The sequence below is a fragment of the Aquirufa rosea genome (genome assembly GCF_004118285.1).
GTDB classification, from domain to species: Bacteria; Bacteroidota; Bacteroidia; order Cytophagales; family Spirosomataceae; genus Aquirufa; species Aquirufa rosea.
The window spans coordinates 275206-294076 of sequence record NZ_SDHY01000003.1; the positions used below are offsets into that span (position 1 = coordinate 275206).

General features: G+C 39.8%; 13 protein-coding genes. 7 read left to right on the top strand and 6 right to left on the bottom strand.

Annotation, left to right across the window (positions count from 1 at the left end; all coding sequences use genetic code 11):
• Positions 1 to 18: 18 nt before the first annotated feature.
• Positions 19 to 3273, bottom strand: coding sequence for a SusC/RagA family TonB-linked outer membrane protein (locus ESB04_RS06310; RefSeq protein ID WP_129026880.1), 3255 nt, complete (start codon positions 3271 to 3273; stop codon positions 19 to 21).
• A gap of 250 nt (positions 3274 to 3523) precedes the next feature.
• On the opposite strand from ESB04_RS06310, the gene ESB04_RS06315 reads away from it, so the two are divergent.
• Positions 3524 to 4093 carry an adenylate kinase gene (locus ESB04_RS06315; RefSeq protein WP_129026881.1) on the top strand — a complete coding sequence of 190 codons (570 nt, stop codon included), beginning with the start codon at positions 3524 to 3526 and terminating at the stop codon, positions 4091 to 4093.
• Between the two features lie 10 nt (positions 4094 to 4103).
• The gene (gene obgE / locus ESB04_RS06320) at positions 4104 to 5192 is read left to right on the top strand and encodes a GTPase ObgE (RefSeq protein WP_129027041.1); all 1089 of its coding nucleotides are present in this window, start codon (positions 4104 to 4106) and stop codon (positions 5190 to 5192) included.
• On the opposite strand, the gene ESB04_RS06325 is transcribed toward obgE, so the two are convergent.
• Genes ESB04_RS06325 through ESB04_RS06345 form a run of 5 tightly spaced genes read right to left on the bottom strand, consistent with a single transcriptional unit; the run spans position 5189 to position 9645 of the window.
• Positions 5189 to 6094 (bottom strand): SDR family oxidoreductase, encoded by a 906-nt coding sequence (locus ESB04_RS06325; RefSeq protein ID WP_129026882.1) that lies wholly within the window; start codon positions 6092 to 6094, stop codon positions 5189 to 5191. The two genes, obgE and ESB04_RS06325, sit on opposite strands and share 4 nt — an antisense overlap.
• A gap of 17 nt (positions 6095 to 6111) precedes the next feature.
• Positions 6112 to 7038 carry a hydroxymethylbilane synthase gene (gene hemC, locus ESB04_RS06330; RefSeq protein ID WP_129026883.1) on the bottom strand — a complete coding sequence of 309 codons (927 nt, stop codon included), beginning with the start codon at positions 7036 to 7038 and terminating at the stop codon, positions 6112 to 6114.
• A 2-nt stretch (positions 7039 to 7040) separates the two neighbouring features.
• The gene (locus ESB04_RS06335) at positions 7041 to 8174 is read right to left on the bottom strand and encodes a DNA polymerase III subunit (protein ID WP_129026884.1); all 1134 of its coding nucleotides are present in this window, start codon (positions 8172 to 8174) and stop codon (positions 7041 to 7043) included.
• Positions 8175 to 8201: 27 nt separating this feature from the next.
• Positions 8202 to 9383, bottom strand: coding sequence for a putative sugar nucleotidyl transferase (locus tag ESB04_RS06340; protein ID WP_164969609.1), 1182 nt, complete (start codon positions 9381 to 9383; stop codon positions 8202 to 8204).
• 16 nt (positions 9384 to 9399) lie between these two features.
• On the bottom strand, positions 9400 to 9645 hold the full coding sequence (locus ESB04_RS06345) for a type B 50S ribosomal protein L31 (protein WP_129026886.1): 246 nt from the start codon (positions 9643 to 9645) through the stop codon (positions 9400 to 9402).
• Positions 9646 to 10164: 519 nt separating this feature from the next.
• On the opposite strand from ESB04_RS06345, the gene ESB04_RS06350 reads away from it, so the two are divergent.
• From ESB04_RS06350 to ESB04_RS06370, 5 genes are all read left to right on the top strand, one after another.
• On the top strand, positions 10165 to 12612 hold the full coding sequence (locus ESB04_RS06350; protein ID WP_129026887.1) for a ribonucleoside-diphosphate reductase subunit alpha: 2448 nt from the start codon (positions 10165 to 10167) through the stop codon (positions 12610 to 12612).
• 92 nt (positions 12613 to 12704) lie between these two features.
• Positions 12705 to 14297 (top strand): glycosyltransferase family 39 protein, encoded by a 1593-nt coding sequence (locus ESB04_RS06355; protein WP_129026888.1) that lies wholly within the window; start codon positions 12705 to 12707, stop codon positions 14295 to 14297.
• A complete protein-coding gene (locus tag ESB04_RS06360) occupies positions 14245 to 15255 on the top strand; it encodes a glycosyltransferase family 2 protein (protein WP_235832187.1) in 1011 nt (336 codons plus the stop codon). The genes ESB04_RS06355 and ESB04_RS06360 overlap by 53 nt, the downstream gene beginning before the upstream one ends.
• A 4-nt stretch (positions 15256 to 15259) precedes the next feature.
• Positions 15260 to 15925 carry a lysoplasmalogenase gene (locus ESB04_RS06365; protein WP_129026889.1) on the top strand — a complete coding sequence of 222 codons (666 nt, stop codon included), beginning with the start codon at positions 15260 to 15262 and terminating at the stop codon, positions 15923 to 15925.
• Positions 15926 to 15939: 14 nt separating this feature from the next.
• Positions 15940 to 18864, top strand: a complete 2925-nt coding sequence (locus ESB04_RS06370) for an FAD-binding and (Fe-S)-binding domain-containing protein (protein WP_129026890.1) — start codon at positions 15940 to 15942, stop codon at positions 18862 to 18864.
• The last annotated feature ends 7 nt before the right edge of the window (positions 18865 to 18871 follow it).

The following is an 18871-nucleotide window of genomic DNA, read 5'->3' on the forward strand; positions in this document are numbered from 1 at the left end:
TTTCAAATGATATCTAGATTAAAATCCTACTCTTAAACCAACATTGTATGATTTAGCTACAGGGAATGCACCCTCATCAATACCCATGTGGATATCTTGGTTGTCATTTCCTGAAGTTCTCAAGTTGATATCTGGATCTAAACCTTTGTACTTAGTAAAGGTGAACAAGTTTTGGCCTTGAACGTAAACTTGTAAAGAACTTAATTTCAATTTCTTAATCACGCTTGAAGGCACGGTATAAGTTAATTGAATGTTCTTGATACGAGTGTAAGATCCATCTTCAATGAAGTAAGTGGAGATTTGCTGACTAAAGGTATCATTCGAGTTCAAACGAGGCAATAAAGCTACGTCACCTTGTTTCTTCCAAGAGTTGTATAACATGTCCTTAGAACGGTTTCCTTGGAAGGTATTGAAGTCTGTCCAGTATTTCAAATAGTTGAAAATTTCATTTCCTTGAACACCTTGAGCAAATACAGTCAAATCAAAGTTTTTGTAACCTAAGTTCAAGTTCAAACCGTATGTAAAGTCAGGATGTGGGTTTCCAATGATCGTTTTGTCATCAGCTGTGATTTTTCCATCACCATTCACATCTCTGAATTTGAATACACCCGCACGAGTGTAACCTGGGATTTGAACAGCTGAAGCTGCTTCAGCATCATCTTTAATAACACCATCTACGATATATCCAAAGTAAGAAGCAATTGGCAATCCTGCTTTAGTAACGGAGATAGCTGGAAGACGAGTAGAGAATCCAAAGATAGTAGCCTTAGGATCATCATTCAATTTAACTACGTTGTTTTTGTATTGGCTGTATTGACCAGAAATCGAGTATCTTAAATCACCAATTTGGTTACGATAAGTGATATTGATATCGATACCCGTGTTGTTTACTTCACCAATGTTTACGTAAGGAATAGAAGCCGTTCCAGCAGTTTTAGGGATTGGCACCTGAGTTAACATGTCGGAGGTAGTACGAGTGTACCAGTCAAATGCAATGTCTAACTTGTTGTTAAACAAACTACCATCAAAACCGATGTTGGTAGAAGTGTTCGTTTCCCAACGTCCGAATGAGTTACCAAACTGAGCAATATCAAAACCTGAAGCAATAGAGCTACCAGAACCTGAGATATCATATGCATTGTTGTTTGGATCTGGAGTAAACAAGGTATAAGCATTGTATACGTTTGGAATTAACTGGTTACCAGTTTTACCCCAACCTGCACGTACTTTTAAATCGTTTAAGAAGGTCAAATCTTTCATAAAAGCTAATTCCGTTAAACGAGCACCCACAGAGAATGCTGGGAATGTACCATAACGGTAAGCTGGAGAGAAACGAGATGAACCGTCACGACGTAAAGTGAAGTCAGCTAATAAGAAATCTTTGTAAGAGTAGTTTACTTTACCAAATTGAGAGAACAAAGCAGTTTGAGTAGCACCTGATCCAGCGTTAGCCAAACCTGCTGCAGAACCATTGTTCAAATAACGATAAGATAAATCATCAAACGCGAAGTTTGAACGAGAAGCATTGAATCCGAATGAATAGGTAGAAACAGCTTCTGTACCTACTAACACGTTGAAAGTGTGATCTCCAATAGTTTTGTTGTAGTTTACGGTGTTGTACCAAGTTACCGCACGGTCAAATGAGTTAGAAACAGTTAAACTATTCGAGTTTCTAGCCTCAGCAGCTTCGATATCACGGTTGAAATACGCCGACTGGTTGTAGTTGTTATATTCAAAACCTAAACTAGTACGGGCTTTCAAGTTTTTGATGATTTCATATTCTAAGAATACGTTACCAAAAATGTGGCTACCTTTTACTGGGTTGTCTTTCTCTCTCCATTGACGAGCAAATGGGTTAGGAGCATTACCTAAGTTAGATCCACGAGAACCAGCAAAACCATTCAAATCAGATGAGTTAGTTCCACCTAAAGCAACTGGACCACCTGTAATATCATACACTGGAATGATAGGTTGGATACGAATCGCAAACATGATTGGGTTAGATTCATTGTTGTTACCTGAAGGTACTCCTACTTTTTCATCATAAGAAACTGTGAAGTTCTCACCGAAAGTTAAATTTCCTTTTTTGAACTCTGTGTTAGCACGAACTGAATAACGTTGGTAGCTAGTGTATTTCAAGATACCATCTTGACTAAAATATGAACCAGAGATCGCATATTTTCCATTTTTAGAACCACCTGTAGCACCTAACTGATAGTTAGAGATTTTGGCTGGTCCAAAAATTACATGCTGCCAATCTGTTCCTTCCTTGTTAGCTTTAGTAATGTTCCAAGCTGTTTTACCTAAGTTAGGATCAGTGATATCGTTGGTATAAGTATAGTTAGCTGGCAAAGAACCATACACGTTTGGATAGATATAATCCGCGATAGTTTGTGTACCATCTGGTGCAAAACGATATTGAACTGATGGAGATGTTCCAGCAGGCTTTCCAGCTCCAATTTCAGACTCGTAATAGTATTGACCTAATTCTTTTGTGTTTAATAAATCCAAAGTTTTACCAACATCTTGTGTACCTGTGTACATGTCGAAGTTGATTTTAGGCTCGCCTTCTCCACCACGCTTAGTCGTGATAATAACAACACCATTCGCAGCACGAGCACCATAGATAGAAGCCGCAGAAGCATCTTTCAATACCTGCATTGACTCGATATCACTTGGGTTGATTTGGTTCAAAGTTCCTTGAGTTGGAACACCATCAATTACATACAGCGGGCTGTTGTTGTTGATGGAACCGAATCCGCGCACACGCACCATGGTACCACCACCTGGAGAGTTGTCATTTCCGACTGTCACACCAGAGGCACGTCCTTGTAACATTTGTGTAACAGATGCTGATGGTACGGCGGTTAATTCTTTCGCTCCAACTACCGCTACGGCACCTGTGATGTCTTTTTTACGCTGTGAGGCATAACCCGTCACAACTACTTCACTTAATTGGCTCACATCCTCATCTAAAGTGATGGTGATGCTTGATCGGTTCCCTACTGGGACAGTTTTGGCTACATAGCCAACTGAACTAACAGAAAGTTCAGCATTTGCTGATTTTACGGTAATGGAGAATGCTCCAGTACCATCGGTTGTTGTACCGGTGGTAGTACCTTTAACTAAGACGGATACTCCTGGAATACCATCGCCCTTAGCGTCTTGTACAGTACCAGATACTTTTCGGTCCTGACCCCAAGCTACCCATGAAACGGATAACATTAAAGCCATTAAGAAGACCACTCTGCTTACGTAGAAATTTGTTTTCATTTAGTAAAAGATTTGAGTGAAAATTTGATTATGTCTCAAATAAGGAAGCTTTTATCGACATAATCGCTTGCAATTTAGGGTAAACGAATTAAAGATTAGCACATTAGCAAAAAAAAATTTCATTTATCTTATATAGATTTCTTTCTATCAGTCATTTAGCTAAAGGTAAATAAGGTACCATGGTGCAATATCATTAGCCATTGATTACCTTTGTTCTTCATTTTTTATGTCAACCTATACTTATATACGTATGTTAAATCTTGTATTATTTGGGCCTCCAGGTGCAGGTAAAGGAACTCAATCGGCCAAGTTGATTGAGAAATTCGGATTAATTCATTTATCTACTGGCGATTTACTGCGTGCCGAAATTGCAGCAGGTACCGAATTAGGACTAGAAGCAAAAAAATTGATGGATCAAGGTATTTTGGTACCTGATTCAGTGGTGATTGGAATGATTGAAAATAAATTGAATGAGAATAAAGGCGCTTCTGGATTTATTTTTGATGGTTTTCCTAGGACCGTCGCCCAAGCGGAGGCATTAGACGCCTTATTGGCAGGTCATCAGTTATCTATTAAACATATGATTTCTTTAGAAGTTAATCAAGAGGAGTTAACTCAGCGTTTATTGGAGCGCGGGAAAACTTCGGGAAGACCAGATGATCAGAATGAAGATTTGATTCGTAAGCGTGTACAAGAATATGGCGAAAAGACTGCTCCAGTAGCAGGATATTATGCCGCCCAAGGTAAATTCCAAGGAATCAATGGAATCGGGGGAATTGAAGAGATCTTTGGACAAATTGTCCAAATTATTGAAGGGTAAATTCGGTGAAATTATGACATCCAATTTTATAGACTACGTTAAAATAAATGTTCGCTCCGGACGAGGTGGAACGGGTTCTTCTCATTTTAGAAGGGAAAAACACGTGCCCAAAGGTGGCCCGGATGGCGGTGATGGAGGTAGAGGGGGACATATCTATTTAGTTGGAAATGCTCAACTTTGGACTTTACTTCATTTAAAATATCAAAAACATATCATTGCCGAGAATGGCAAGGGTGGTGAAGGAGGTAGAAGATCTGGTGCAGAAGGAGAAGATGTGTACATCGAGGTACCTTTGGGAACCATTGTGAAAGATGCAGAGAGTCAAGAGTTTTTGGCCGAAGTAACCGAAGATGGACAAAAGGTTCTGCTTTTACCAGGAGGTAGAGGTGGATTGGGGAATACGCATTTTAAATCTTCTACTAACCAATCGCCTCGTCATGCGCAGCCAGGAGAAGAAGGACAAGATCGCTGGGTGATTATGGAATTAAAAGTTCTAGCGGATGTGGGTCTAGTAGGTTTCCCTAATGCGGGTAAATCCACTTTATTATCTGTACTATCTGCCGCAAAACCTGAAATTGCTGATTATCCTTTTACTACTTTGGTCCCTCAATTGGGCGTGGTCGCCTATCGAGATTACAAGTCTTTTGTAGTGGCGGATATTCCGGGAATCATCGAGGGTGCCTCCGAGGGTAAAGGATTAGGTTTGCGCTTTTTACGTCATATTGAACGTAACTCCATACTTTGTTTTTTAATTCCTGCAGATGCGGCCAATTGGGTCAAGGAATACGAGATACTTTTGGGAGAGCTGACGAAGTTTAATCCAGAACTTCTTCAAAAACAAAGGGTCATTGTAATTTCCAAAATGGACATTTCTATCCCTGAAATGAAGGACGAAATCACCGCCAGTTTGCCTGCCGATTTACCCCTTGTATTTATTTCTTCCATTACACAAGAAGGAATCCAAGAACTGAAAGATGTTCTTTGGAATACTTTGCAAGAAGAAAATGAGAGGTTCCAAGCGGAGCTTTTAATATCCCATCCGAAAAACAACAAGGAGAATGAAATTTCTTTGGAGGATGAAGAATCTTCCGAGGATTAAGAACCAATTTGCTCTGCTACTAGGGCAATGCCTTCGTCAAAACTCCTAGGTTGATATCCGAGGAGTTTTTTTGCTTTATCTAAGATGAAGCCGGTTCTCGGAGGTCTTTTAGCCGCTTGCTGAAAGGTGGAAGAATCCGCTTTCTTGATTAGATCTACGGGTAATTGAAAGAAATTAGCCGTTTTGATAGCCATTTCATAGGGTGTTAAGAAATCCGATCCTGAGATATTAAACACTCCTTCAATTTCTTTTTGGGCAATCAACCAACATCCAATGGCCAAATCTTCTGCTAAAGTAGGCGTGCGGAATTGATCAGTTACTACTTGAATGGATTTACCCTCTTCCAAGGATTTTTTTACCCATAAGATGATGTTCGTACGACTCATATCTTGAACTATTCCAAAAACCAAAACGGTTCGAGCAATTGCCCACCGGATAGAAGATTCTTGTAGTAGTTTTTCTGCAGCTAATTTACTGGCTCCATAAATAGATATAGGATTGGGCAGTGCTTCTTCATCATATGGTCCATTTTCTCCATCAAAAATGAAGTCTGTGGATAAATGTACCATAAAAGTTCCCACGGAATCACATGCCTGAATCAAATAATGAACAGCCCTTACATTGAGTAACTCACATCCGGCGGGATCAATTTCACAAGTGTCTACGTTGGTCATAGCTGCCGTATGAATCAATACCTGAGGCTTGTATTGTTCAAATACTTGCATTACTTCGCTTTCTTGAGTTATATCTAGAGAAACATAAGTGTATCCTACCTGCGATTCAAGCCGATTAGGTCCTTTGGCGGTGGCAATTAAGTCGATGTCTGACTGCTTCAATAGCAATTGAACCAATTTTTGACCTAATAAGCCATTGGAACCAGTAATTAAAATTCTCTTTTTCATGCGAAACTTCTACTAGATTATGAATTTAACTCGGCTCTAATGGTTTGTAAAATTTTTCTAGCACCCGAATTTACCAAATCTCCGGCTAATAGTTCGCCTAAAATTTGAGGATCAGTACCGATTTTTGTGAATTCTAATTTTTGTTGACCATTTAAACTTAAAACACCAGCGGTCAATTGGATCTGTTCCTCTTTTAATTGGGCATGTCCATACACTGGAACACTGCAACCACCCTCTAATTGATACAATAAACTACGTTCAGCCAATAAGCATTTTTCTGTATCTAGGTGATTACAGGCCATTCTGATTTGTTCTTTGATGTAAGAATCTAATGATTTGACACATTGAATAGCCACAGAACCTTGGCCAACCGCTGGGACAAATTGCGATAAATCCAAATGTTCTTGTATATATGAAGTCATCTCCATTCGATGAACACCCGCATATGCCAATAGCATAGCATCACAAGTACCTTGTTTAAGTTTTTCTAAGCGCGTTTGAAGATTTCCTCGCATTTCAACCGCTTCATGCTGAGGATATAAATGCTGAAGAAAAGCCCTTCTCCTGGTTGATGAGGTGCCAATGCGTAATTTTTTGTCACTATTTAATCTGAGAGTTGGATCTAAGCTAAGTACCACATCATGCGCCGCTTCTCGCTCAGTAAAGGCTATTAATTCCAAGTCATCAGGTAAATGAGAAGGTAAATCTTTGGCGGAATGTTGTGCGATATCAATACTCCCTTCTCGAAGCATACTTTCCAATTCCTCTGTAAAGACTCCTTTGGACCCAATTTTAGATAAGGAACGATCCAGCACTTGGTCACCCTTGGTACTAATGGCTATAAGTTCATAGCTAAAGCCTATGCTTTCTAACAAATGCCCCACGTGATTGGCTTGCCAAAGTGCTAATACCGAGTTTCTAGTTCCTATTTTTATATGGGTCATAATCAAACGTTTTTAGGGCTGTGGTAGATTCGAACAAATTGTAGTGATAAATCCAGATGGACCATTTTGGCCCTGGCATTTCTTTCCAAATGATAATGAACATCGGATACCTTGCTGGCCATTTTTTCAATCTTTTCCTGACTTAGGGTTTTGGAAAAATTTTCGATGAATTTTTTTTCTTTTTCAAGCGCTTTAATCAATTGTGTCGTTCCGGCAATCTGATAAACACATTGGCGGAAAACATGTAGACCATATTCCAAAATGCCCTTTTGGTCCTCCTTGGCAAAGCCGTCATACTGCTCAGCCAAAAGAACCAATTTGCTGAGATTTTTAGAATGAACTGCTCGCATCCACTCAGCAAACCAGGTGGAAGTACTTAAATTTTCTGAAGCGGATTTTTCCAAAGCCCATGCCATGTTACCTTCTGAACTTTGAGCCAGTTGCAGGGCTTTTTCATACTCAATACTTGATTTTTCAACTAAAAAATCGGCTAAGTGATTTTCCTCCACTTGTGGTATTTTTATCCGCTGGGTTCTGGAGATAATCGTTGTTAATAATTTTTGTGGATCGGAACATACCAACAAGAAAAGGGTAGTAGATGGGGGTTCCTCCAGTGTCTTTAAAAGGGCATTTCCTGAGGAGGCATTTAATGATTCTGGAGTCCAAAGAATTACCACTTTGAAAGGTGCTTCAAAAGGTTTTAGACTGATTTTGGGAATTAGTTTTCGGGTTTCTTCCACCGGAATATTTCCCTGTTTATTGCCTTCAGCTCCTAAAAAAACGAGCCATTCTGGTAAGGTACGGTAAGGAGATTCGCCAATGAAATTTCTCCATTCCGGTAAAAATAAATCCGATTCGGGTTCTTTTACCTTTTTTGTGCTGATGGTTGGGAAAAGAAATACGAGGTCGGGGTGTACCGTCCTTTTCATCTTTTGGCAACTCGCACATTGCCCACAGGCATCATCTCCTTGTTTGTTGTTACAAAATAGATAGGTGGTAAATGCCAACGCCATGGCTAGCTGAGGTCCACCATAGGGTCCATGAAACAATTGAGCATGAGCTATATGTTGGTTTCTTACAGCTGCACTCAATGTTTTTTTAATGTCAAATAAGCCTGGAATGTCCTTAAAAAGCATGCTTATTGGAATAAGTAAACGAAAGGGCTAAGTTCGGAAAGAAGCCTCCTCTTTCCAAATTTCTTCCATGACCTGTGTCAGATTTTCAGGAATACCTTGTTGTTTTAATGACATCCAATCTGAAGCTACCTGTAGGGCTTTTGCCATGTGATAGCTTTGTACCTTGGGGTATTCTCCCCAGGTAAAGGAAGGTATGAATTTGGGTAAAAAAGCTTGGCTACTGATATTGCAATGACAGCCAATCACCGTTCCGGTGTTGAATTTGCTATGTATACCTGTGGTCACAAAATCACCCATGATGATTCCTAGCGCTTTTAGTCCTGTATTTCGGCTTTGTTTTAGGCCGTAGTCGAATAGTGTGACGGGCTTTAAATCATTTTTGAGATTAGAGTTGCTGGTAAGAGCTCCCATGTTACTAAAACTTCCGATTACCGAACTTCCAATATAACCTTCGTGGGCCTTATTGCTGTAGGGGAAAAATATAGAATGATTAATTTCACCACCTACTTTACAGGCTGGTCCAATGGTGGTATTTGGCCTGATTTTAGCTCCAAGATTGGATGTAGATCCTTTCAAAAAGGCTGCAGGTCCTTGAATGATAGTTCCCATTTGTAAGTTGACATCCTCACCTAGGAAGATAGGTCCAGAACTAGCATCTAACATACAGCCCTTCATTTGAGCCTTGGGGTGTATAAAACAATTTTCAGGCGCTATGATGATATTGCCTAGGGCTTGGTATTTTTCTAAGTCAAAAGGTGCCGCTTGTATTTCCTGGCACAAGGTAGCAGCTTGGTGAACCAATAAATCCTCTGGGTACTGAATCCATTGGGCATTTCCGGTATAGATAATTTTTTTCTTGCTGGTAATTTCTGGATGAGTCTCTGATCCAACAAATGCCAGGACCTGCCGATCTTGCATTAGGACTGTGTGGTCTTCTAATGCTGAAATGGCGGATACTGTGGCTGGGTCAGGGAGTAAAGAGCCCAAAATGTTGAGCTGTTGGCTTGGGTCTGATATTTGTATGTTCAGAGCTTGCCATTTATCTCTGATGGTACTTGTTCCTAGCCACAATTGATCAAGGGTACGATAATAGCTTAAGGGTCTCAATGATTGGACCAAGAGTGGATCATTATAGAAGTTGACGTTTTCCAGCATGCGGTAAAAATACAATAAAAAAGCCTCCCTGAAACAAGTTCGGGGAGGCTTCATTACGTTTTTGTTTGGATTAGTTTTTTTGAGCGTAACGCTTATTGAATTTATCCACACGTCCAGTAGTATCCAATAACACATTTTTACCTGTGTAGAATGGGTGTGATTGAGAGGAAACCTCAATTTTAAATACTGGGTAAGTTGCTCCTTCGAATTCTGTTGTTTCCGTGGTATGAACGCAAGAACGAGTTAAAAACTTGTAATCTGCTGATAAATCGTGAAATACAACTTCTTTGTATTCTGGGTGAATGTCTTTTTTCATGTTGCTAAAATAATGACGATTCCCTGCCGTCCATTTGTTTTATGAGGAAGACCAATGGGAGGATGGTCTGTTAATTTGGGATGCAAAATTAAAAATTTACAGGGGAATTCCAAAAAAATCTCACAACAATTTTTTGGCGTTTTTGCCAACTTCTACCAGCTTTAAAAAATCTTGAAAAATATTTTCTGGTACTTTTCAAAGACGCGAATGTCGTAACGAATTGACTTGCCATTGTTTGCATATTGTATTTCAAATAAGCCTATTTTTTTTATTTTTTTTGGAGAAAAAATAGTTTGCAAGCAGGGTTCTTTTTTTCTAATTTTACGTAGTGCCCAACCCTCCCAAGGACTATGCAATCCTTGGATGAAGTTAAAGCTTTAAAAACAAAACCGCCCAATCATTTTTCAGGCAAAATTAGCTTGGATACTATAGATAAGAAATTTTCTAGAGCGGGAATCTTTTGTTTTTTGAACGGGTTGTACACCGATTAAATTGAAGTTAATTTCTAATTATATAAATATGTACGTAATCAAAAGAGACGGTCGCCGTGAGTCTGTCAAGTTCGATAAAATCACTGCAAGAATTGAGAAGCTATGCTACAGCTTAGATCCTTTTTTTGTACAACCCCTTGAGGTTGCTAGAAAAGTGATTACTGGACTTTATGACGGAGTTAAGACTACGGAATTGGATAATTTAGCAGCAGAGACTGCAGCTTCTCTGACCACCAAGCACCCAGATTATGCGGTCTTGGCAGCGCGTATTGCCATCTCTAACCTTCACAAGAATACTTTGAAGTCTTTTTCGGCTACTATGAAGCGTTTGTATACGTACATTGACCCAAAGACAGGTCAAAACGCTGCTTTGCTTTCCAAGGAGGTGTACGATATCATTAAGAAAAATGCAGTTGAATTAGATGAGGCCATTATCTATGATCGTGACTTTGGATATGACTATTTTGGTTTCAAGACCTTAGAGAAATCTTATTTGTTGAAATTAGATGGTCAAATAGCAGAGCGTCCTCAGCATATGTTGATGCGTGTGGCAGTAGGTATTCACGGAGCGGACATCGCAGCGGCTATTGATACTTATAATTTATTGTCGGAGCGTTGGTTTACTCACGCCACCCCAACCTTGTTTAATGCGGGTACTCCTAAGCCTCAAATGTCATCTTGTTTCTTGTTAACTATGCAAGATGATTCCATTGAAGGAATTTACGATACCCTAAAGCAAACGGCTAAGATTTCACAATCTGCAGGGGGTATTGGTTTAAGCATTCACAATATCCGTGCTACAGGCTCTTATATTAAGGGTACCAATGGAACTTCCAATGGTATCATTCCTATGTTGCGTGTATTCAATGATACAGCGCGTTATGTCGACCAAGGTGGAGGTAAGCGCAAAGGCTCATTTGCTATCTATTTAGAACCATGGCATGCTGATGTGTTTGATTTCCTTGAGTTGAAGAAAAACCATGGTAAAGAAGAAATGAGAGCGAGAGATTTATTCTATGCTCTTTGGATACCTGACTTATTTATGAAGCGGGTAGAAGAAAATGCAGAATGGTCATTGTTCTGCCCACATGAGTGCCCAGGTCTTTCTGATGCATATGGGGAGGAGTTCGAGGCCTTATATGAAAAATATGAGTTGGCAGGAAAAGCTCGTCAAGTAGTGAAAGCACAAGAATTATGGTTCAAAGTGTTAGAATCACAAACTGAGACAGGTACTCCATACATGTTGTACAAAGATCATGCCAACAAGAAATCCAATCAAAAGAACTTAGGTACGATTAAGTCTTCTAACCTATGTACTGAGATTATGGAATATACTTCCAAGGATGAGGTGGCAGTATGTAACTTGGCTTCTTTGGCATTGCCTAAATATGTTCGTATGAACGAACAAGGTGTGCTGGCTTTTGATCACCAAAAATTATATGAAGTAACCAAAGCAGCGACTCGTAATCTGAATAAGATTATCGATGTGAACTACTACCCTGTACCTGAGGCAAGAAATTCCAACTTGCGTCACCGTCCAATCGGACTCGGTGTTCAAGGTTTGGCTGATGTATTCATCATGTTGCGTATGCCTTTCGAGTCAGCCGCTGCGAAACAGTTGAACAAAGATATCTTTGAAACGATTTACTTCGCTTCTATGGAAGCATCCATGGAGCTAGCTAAAGTGGAAGGACCATATTCTACTTGGGAAGGTTCTCCTATCTCTAAAGGTATTTTCCAATTTGATATGTGGGGGGTAAGTCCTGAGTCAGGTCGTTGGGATTGGGAGACGCTTCGTCGTTTAGTGGTTGAAAACGGAGTACGCAACTCCTTGTTAGTAGCTCCTATGCCTACTGCCTCTACCAGCCAGATTTTAGGAAACAATGAGTGCTTTGAGCCTTATACTTCTAACATCTACGCTCGTCGTGTATTATCTGGAGAGTTTGCTGTTGTGAACAAGCATTTATTGAAGGATTTAATCAAGTTAGGATTGTGGAATGAAGGCATGAAAAACAAGCTGATTGCAGCAAACGGTTCTGTTCAGAATATTCCAGAAATACCTCAAGATTTAAAAGATCTATACAAAACAGTTTGGGAGATTAAGCAGAAGACTATCTTAGAGATGGCAGCCGACCGTGGTGCTTATATCTGTCAATCTCAAAGTTTGAACATTCATATTCAAGATGTGAACTTTGGAAAGTTAACATCCATGCACTTCCACGCTTGGAAGCTTGGCTTGAAGACAGGTATGTATTACCTGCGCACCAAGGCTGCAGCAGATGCCATCAAATTCACTATTGAAAAACAAGCTGAGGTGGCCATTGAGCAGACAAATTCAGTACATGAGTCAGAAATGCAGTATGCTAAACAGCAAGCTGCCTCCGCTGCTTCATTTACAGATACTGATGCTCAAAATAGAGCCGATATGACCTGCTCTCTAGATAATCCTGAAGCATGTGAGGCCTGTGGTTCTTAATCAAAAGCTGTTATTCAGTTTCAAATTGTGTTTGAAAAATCACTTGATGGCGACATCAAGTGATTTTTATGTTTTTTAGCTAATGTGTTCAAATGAAGAATAAAGGTCTATTTGTGGGAAGTTTTTTTGCATTGATGCTTCTTGCATTGGTCTTACGCGTCTACCACATTGGTCAATTTGGTTTATTTGGAGACGAAAAACAGAGTTTACTCATCGCTGTAGGAAATACCAATTTTGGTGGTATGACTGATTTATTGGCACCTCCCAAAACATTTACTCCTGGAGATTTTTGGGCAGACAGAGGGCTAAAAGCTTGGTTGGATGCTGATGCTCGCGGAGATGTCAGCGGCAATAGTTTGGTGCATGACATGATGCTCAAACTTTTTGCATTCCTATTCGGGAAAGAAGATGGAGTCTTACGCTCCGTTTCAGTGCTTTTTAACATGTTAACTCTTTGGTTAATCTTTTTTTGGGCGAGAAGGCTTCGACCTGGTTCACAAAGCTTTCCAATCCTAATTTTAGCTCTAGCGGTATTGGAACCATTTTTTGTGATATACAGCCAACAAGCCCGTAATTATACCACTAGTATCTTTTTTACCACAGCTTCTAATTTCTTTTTTTGGTCTGCCATGCAAGCGGAGCAACAGCAGAAAAACAGTAGAAATAGATGGGTAGGATGGATACTGACGAGCATTGGTGCCCTGTTTAGTACCTATTTGACAGCATTAGTTTTATTGGGTCAAGTATTGTTTTCATTCACCCAGAGAAACACTTGGAAGTTTTGGCAAAAACACATCCTCTCCGGAATTATTGTGATTTTTCCTTTTGCTTGTTGGATGCTGTGGGGTCCAGGCAAATATTTTTTAGCTTATCAAGCGGACGCAGCCAGACAATACCTAGATTATTTAAATACCAATGGACCCATCTTAGGATGGATTGAAGCGGCTAGTCCAGGAAATCTATTCAAAAGAACGGTTTCTATTCTTTCTGATCAGTTTTTATGGACCAATGATCTATATATTCGTCATGGATTCAAAATCGGGGCCGTGTGTTTGTTGCTTTTTGGGGCGGGAGTGTTTTCTTGGCTGAAAAAGTTGAACAGAGAGGCTAGGGCAGTATATATTTTGGGATTCATACAAATTATATTCCCCATACTGGTTTTGATAGCTACTGCCATTAATGCGGGTACTACCACAGGTTATTTTTTGCGATATGCAAGTTTTGGATTACCCTTTGGTATATTTATTACGGTAGGATTTGCGGAGTATATCTTTCAGCTAAATGTCTGGGCAAAAATTGTAGCCAGTATATTTTTATTCATTCAGGTGAATTACTTGGTTCAATTGATTTTGCCATTGTATAGTGACAAGCCTCAAAAATACACTTTCGCTCACGATAGAATCTCTAATCCCTACCCTTACATTGCTCAGAAAATTAAGAAATATTATCAACTTGGGGATACGGTTTTCTATCCATCTCGGATGAGTAATTTTTTAAATTCGGCTCATTTACAGACAAGGGTTGCTGATGTCAGTGACGCACAGCTGACCAATGTGTACTTTGAACCAAGTGATCTATACCTTCAGAAAATAGATACCTTAATCCAAGATTCCGTACTTTTAAAGAAAAAAAATGGCAGAAGATTGCTTATTTTTGATTTCAAAAAAGGGAAATATAGATATTAGAAGCATGACCAATGGAATTCCCCAGGTATCTTTCGTGATCCCTGTGTATAACGAGGAGAGTAATTTGCCTACCCTGGTGGAGCGCTTGACCAAAATAATGGATCAATCCCCCATATCATTAGAAGCTGTGTTGATTGATGATGGAAGCAGGGATAATTCCCGGGCCATGTTGCAACAATTGGCATTGGCTGATTCACGTTTTCATGTGGTGCTTTTATCTAGAAACCATGGTCACCAATTAGCACTCACAGCTGGTTTGTCTGTAGCTAGAGGCTCTGAAGGGGTTTTTGTGTTGGATGGCGATTTGCAAGATCCACCTGAATTATTGGAAGATTTTTATGCTAAATACAAGGAAGGTTACGAGGTAGTCTATGCCATCCGTGAAAAGCGGAAAGAACCTTGGTACAAGCGCATGGCTTACTTTGTATTTTATCGGATATTAAAGAAAATTGCTAACGTAGATATTCCTTTAGATAGTGGTGATTTCTCCTTTATCGGAAGAAAGGTGGTGGATATTCTCAACCAAATGCCAGAAGAGAGCCGATTTATTCGTGGAATGAGAACTTGGATAGGATTCAAGCAAGTAGGCATCGCATACAATAGACAGGAAAGAGCCTTTGGAGATTCTAAATATACCTTTTCCAAACTAATACAATTGGCATTAAATGGAATTTTTAATTTTAGTGAATTCCCGATCAAATTTGTATCAACATTAGGTTTCATAGCGATAAGCTCGTCTGTCGTTTATTTCATTTATGTGGTTATGAAAAAGCTCTTTTTTAGCCATGTCATTGAGGGATTTACTTCCTTATTATTCGTGATTATATTGTTTGGAGGTATTCAGCTTTTAGCTATTGGTATTTTGGGAGAATATATTTTGCGTATATTTTTTCAGTCGAAAAGTCGCCCCAATTTTATCATTGACCAGGAGATTTGCGAAGGTCAATATTTAAAATAAAGGGATGAAGGGGCCGAAATTTTTCTTGCTTTTGTATGGAGTGGCGGCTTTTTTGGACGTCTTGTTGCCCATGATATTTCCTTCTTTGTCAGAAATTAAATATTGGGCTAAACCTGCATTGATGATTTGTTTGATGGTATATGTGGGTATTAGCACGGAAGTTGATCGTAAACCTTTGGTATTAGCCGCTCTTTTTTTTGCTTGGCTGGGTGATGTGTTTCTGATGGTTCCTGGAAATAATCCCCTGTTTTTTCAATTAGGGCTAGGCGGCTTCCTAATTATGCAATGGATTTACATTTATTTGTTCAAAGGACATATTAAACAAGTTCTAGTGCCTATTAATGGAATGACCTTATTGGTTGCCATTTATGTGCTAGTTTTATTGGCTTTACTTTTGCCAAACATGAACTTTGGCCTGGCAATTCCCGTTGTGGTATATGCCATAAGTTTGGGAACTATGCTTTGGTTTGCTTCTCAAAGAAAGGCAAGTGTGAGTACATGGAATTACCAATGGGTTTTTCTAGGGGCTATTTTGTTTGTGCTTTCCGACAGTTTATTAGCCATTAATAAATTCTATCATTCATTCCCAGGTAATTCCTTTTGGGTAATGTCCACATATATCCTGGCTCAATTGCTACTCACGCAAGGTTTGGTTAAATTGCGTTCTTAAAATAAATTGACGGCATGCTTTCTACTGTTGAAACGACTCCAGTCTTGGCTGATTTAGCTGAGAAAATCCAAGGAACATTGTATACGGACTCTGTCATGCGTACTTTGTACGCTACAGATGCCTCGGCATACCGTGAGATGCCTTTGGGAGTTGTGATTCCAGAAACTAAGCAAGATTTAGAGGTCATTATTCGTTTTGCTGCACAACATACCATTCCGTTGATTCCACGTACCGCCGGGACTTCTTTGGCTGGGCAAGTGGTGGGAAAGGCTTTGATTGTAGATGTTTCTAAGTTTTTTAATAAAATTTTAGAAATCAATCCCGAGGAGTCCTATGTATGGGTAGAACCAGGAGTCGTGAGGGATGTGTTGAATGTGGAGCTCAAAAAATATGGTTTATTCTTCGGACCAGAGACATCCACAGCTAACCGTGCCATGATAGGAGGAATGTTAGGGAACAATTCATGTGGGTCTAATTCCATCGTTTATGGTTCTACCCGTGAGCATGTCTTGGAGGTAGAAGGTTTTTTATCGGATGGTACTTTGGTGAATTTCCGAGCGGAAAATCCATTTGAAACGCTAAAGAATTTGGAAGAAGGATCACGCCTGTTTACTATTTACTCCAAAACTTTAGAGGCTCTTTCTAATCCAGAAAGACAGCAAGAAATTAGAGAGGAATTTCCTAAGCCCAGCATTCATCGTAGAAATACGGGATATGCTTTGGACATGTTATTGAATTCAGAGGTTTTTGATCCGCAAATGCCTCCATTTAATTTTTGTTCCTTATTAGCGGGCTCTGAGGGTACTTTATGTTTTGCTACGAAGATTAAACTACATGTCGACAAACTGCCTCCAAAGCATTTGGGATTAGTTTGTGCGCATTTCAATACTATTGATGAAGCTTTAAGAGCTAATTTAATTGCCATCCAATTTAATCCATCGGCTTCGGAATTGATGGATCACTATATTTTAGAGTGTACTAAAGCCAATCCAGAACAAAGAAAAAATCGATTTTTTGTGGAGGGAGATCCCGGAGCCATTTTAGTGGTGGAACTTCGTTCAGATGATCCAGAGAAATTAGCTGAACAGGCTAAGGGGGTTGAAAAAGCGATGATGGCTGAAAATTTAGGCTATCATTTTCCTTTCATTACGGGGAATCAAGTGAAGAATGTGTGGGATTTAAGAAAGGCTGGCCTAGGTTTATTGTCTAATTTACCGGGAGATGAGAAGGCGGTAGCCGTGATTGAGGATACAGCGGTAGATGTGAATGATTTACCAGCATTCATTGCGGAATTCAACGAAATACTTTCAGAGAACAATTTATACTGTGTGCATTATGCACATGCCGGAACGGGTGAATTACATCTAAGGCCTATTATCAACCTTAAGACGAAAGAGGGACATAAGTTGTTTCGTCACATCGCTGAGGAAATAGCTAGGTTGGTGAAAAAGTATAAAGGTTCTTTATCTGGGGAACATGGTGATGGCCGCTTAAGAGGTGAGTTTATTCCTTGGATGGTGGGTGAGTCCAATTACCAATTGATGAGGGAATTGAAATCATGGTGGGATCCACAAGGTATTTTTAATCCCAACAAGATAGTGGATACTCCGCCCATGGATAGCTTTTTGCGGTATGAGGCAGGCCAACAAACCCCGGAGTTCAAAACAGCTTTTCGTTACCATGACCAAGATGTATTGCAACATGCAGAGCAATGCAATGGATCTGGAGACTGTAGAAAAACTCCAGTTTCAGGTGGCACCATGTGTCCATCTTTCATGGCTACGCGAAATGAAAAAGAGACGACCCGAGCCAGGGCTAATATCTTGCGAGAGTTTTTGACACGCTCTCCAAAAGAAAACCGCTTTGCTCATGAGGAAATAAAAGAGGTGATGGATTTGTGTTTGGCTTGCAAAGGATGTAAATCTGAATGTCCATCCAATGTAGATGTGGCCAAATTGAAAATGGAATTTTTGTATCAATATCAAAAGGAAAAGGGATTACCCATCCGTAGCTGGTTGGTAGGGAATTTTTCCACCATTTCTTCCATAGCTTCTAAAATCCCATTTGCCTATAATTTAGTCATGGGGACTCCTTTCTTACGAAGGATAGCCAATCAAATCGTAGGTTTCCATCCGGAGCGAAGCATGCCTTTATTGGCAAATCAAACACTGAAGGCTTGGTTGAAAAATAGAAAGGGTATTAGTTCCAGCAAAGCATTGTATTTGTTTGTGGATGAATTTACCAATTTCAATGATGCCGAAGTAGGAAGAAAAGCAGTATTGTTGCTCGAAGCTCTTGGCTATGAAGTACGGACATTAGAACATCCTATTTCGGGTAGATCTTTTTTGTCAAAAGGAATGTTAGATGAGGCAAAGCAATTGGCTCAAAAGAATGTAGAATTGTGGAGTGAATTAGTAAGTTCAGAGGTGCCTTTGGTTGGAATTGAACCTTCTGCTATTTTAACTTTCCGTGATGAATATCCCGACTTGGTAACTGATGAATGGGTAGAAAAAGCAACACATTTGGCTAAAAATGCCCTATTACTAGAGGAGTTTATAGCCCGTGAAATGGAAGCGAAACGTGTGTCTCCTAGTCAATTTACTCAAGAAAAACGTTTGATCAAATTGCATGGACATTGCCAGCAAAAGTCTATCAGTTCTTTAATACCAGCTAAGAAAGCTTTGTCTTTGCCTAGTAATTATGAGGTACAACTGATTCCTTCCGGATGCTGTGGCATGGCCGGATCTTTCGGCTATGAAAAGGAGCATTATGATTTGTCGATGCAAATCGGGGAATTAGTTCTATTCCCAACAGTCAGAGCTCAGGCTCCTGAGGTGATTATTGCAGCCTCTGGAACGAGTTGTCGCCATCAGATTCACGACGGTACACAACGCGAAGCGAAGCATGCTGCCGTGATCTTATATGAGGCTTTGGTTTAGGTCGGTT

Coding starts and splice junctions, on each gene's coding strand:
- ESB04_RS06310 (WP_129026880.1), bottom strand. CDS start 3,273: ATGAAAACAAATTTCTACGTAAGCAGAGTGGTCTTCTTAATGGCTTTA.
- ESB04_RS06315 (WP_129026881.1), top strand. CDS start 3,524: ATGTTAAATCTTGTATTATTTGGGCCTCCAGGTGCAGGTAAAGGAACT.
- ESB04_RS06325 (WP_129026882.1), bottom strand. CDS start 6,094: ATGAAAAAGAGAATTTTAATTACTGGTTCCAATGGCTTATTAGGTCAA.
- hemC (WP_129026883.1), bottom strand. CDS start 7,038: ATGACCCATATAAAAATAGGAACTAGAAACTCGGTATTAGCACTTTGG.
- ESB04_RS06335 (WP_129026884.1), bottom strand. CDS start 8,174: ATGCTTTTTAAGGACATTCCAGGCTTATTTGACATTAAAAAAACATTG.
- ESB04_RS06340 (WP_164969609.1), bottom strand. CDS start 9,383: ATGAAGCCTCCCCGAACTTGTTTCAGGGAGGCTTTTTTATTGTATTTT.
- ESB04_RS06345 (WP_129026886.1), bottom strand. CDS start 9,645: ATGAAAAAAGACATTCACCCAGAATACAAAGAAGTTGTATTTCACGAT.
- ESB04_RS06350 (WP_129026887.1), top strand. CDS start 10,165: ATGTACGTAATCAAAAGAGACGGTCGCCGTGAGTCTGTCAAGTTCGAT.
- ESB04_RS06355 (WP_129026888.1), top strand. CDS start 12,705: ATGAAGAATAAAGGTCTATTTGTGGGAAGTTTTTTTGCATTGATGCTT.
- ESB04_RS06360 (WP_235832187.1), top strand. CDS start 14,245: ATGGCAGAAGATTGCTTATTTTTGATTTCAAAAAAGGGAAATATAGAT.
- ESB04_RS06365 (WP_129026889.1), top strand. CDS start 15,260: ATGAAGGGGCCGAAATTTTTCTTGCTTTTGTATGGAGTGGCGGCTTTT.
- ESB04_RS06370 (WP_129026890.1), top strand. CDS start 15,940: ATGCTTTCTACTGTTGAAACGACTCCAGTCTTGGCTGATTTAGCTGAG.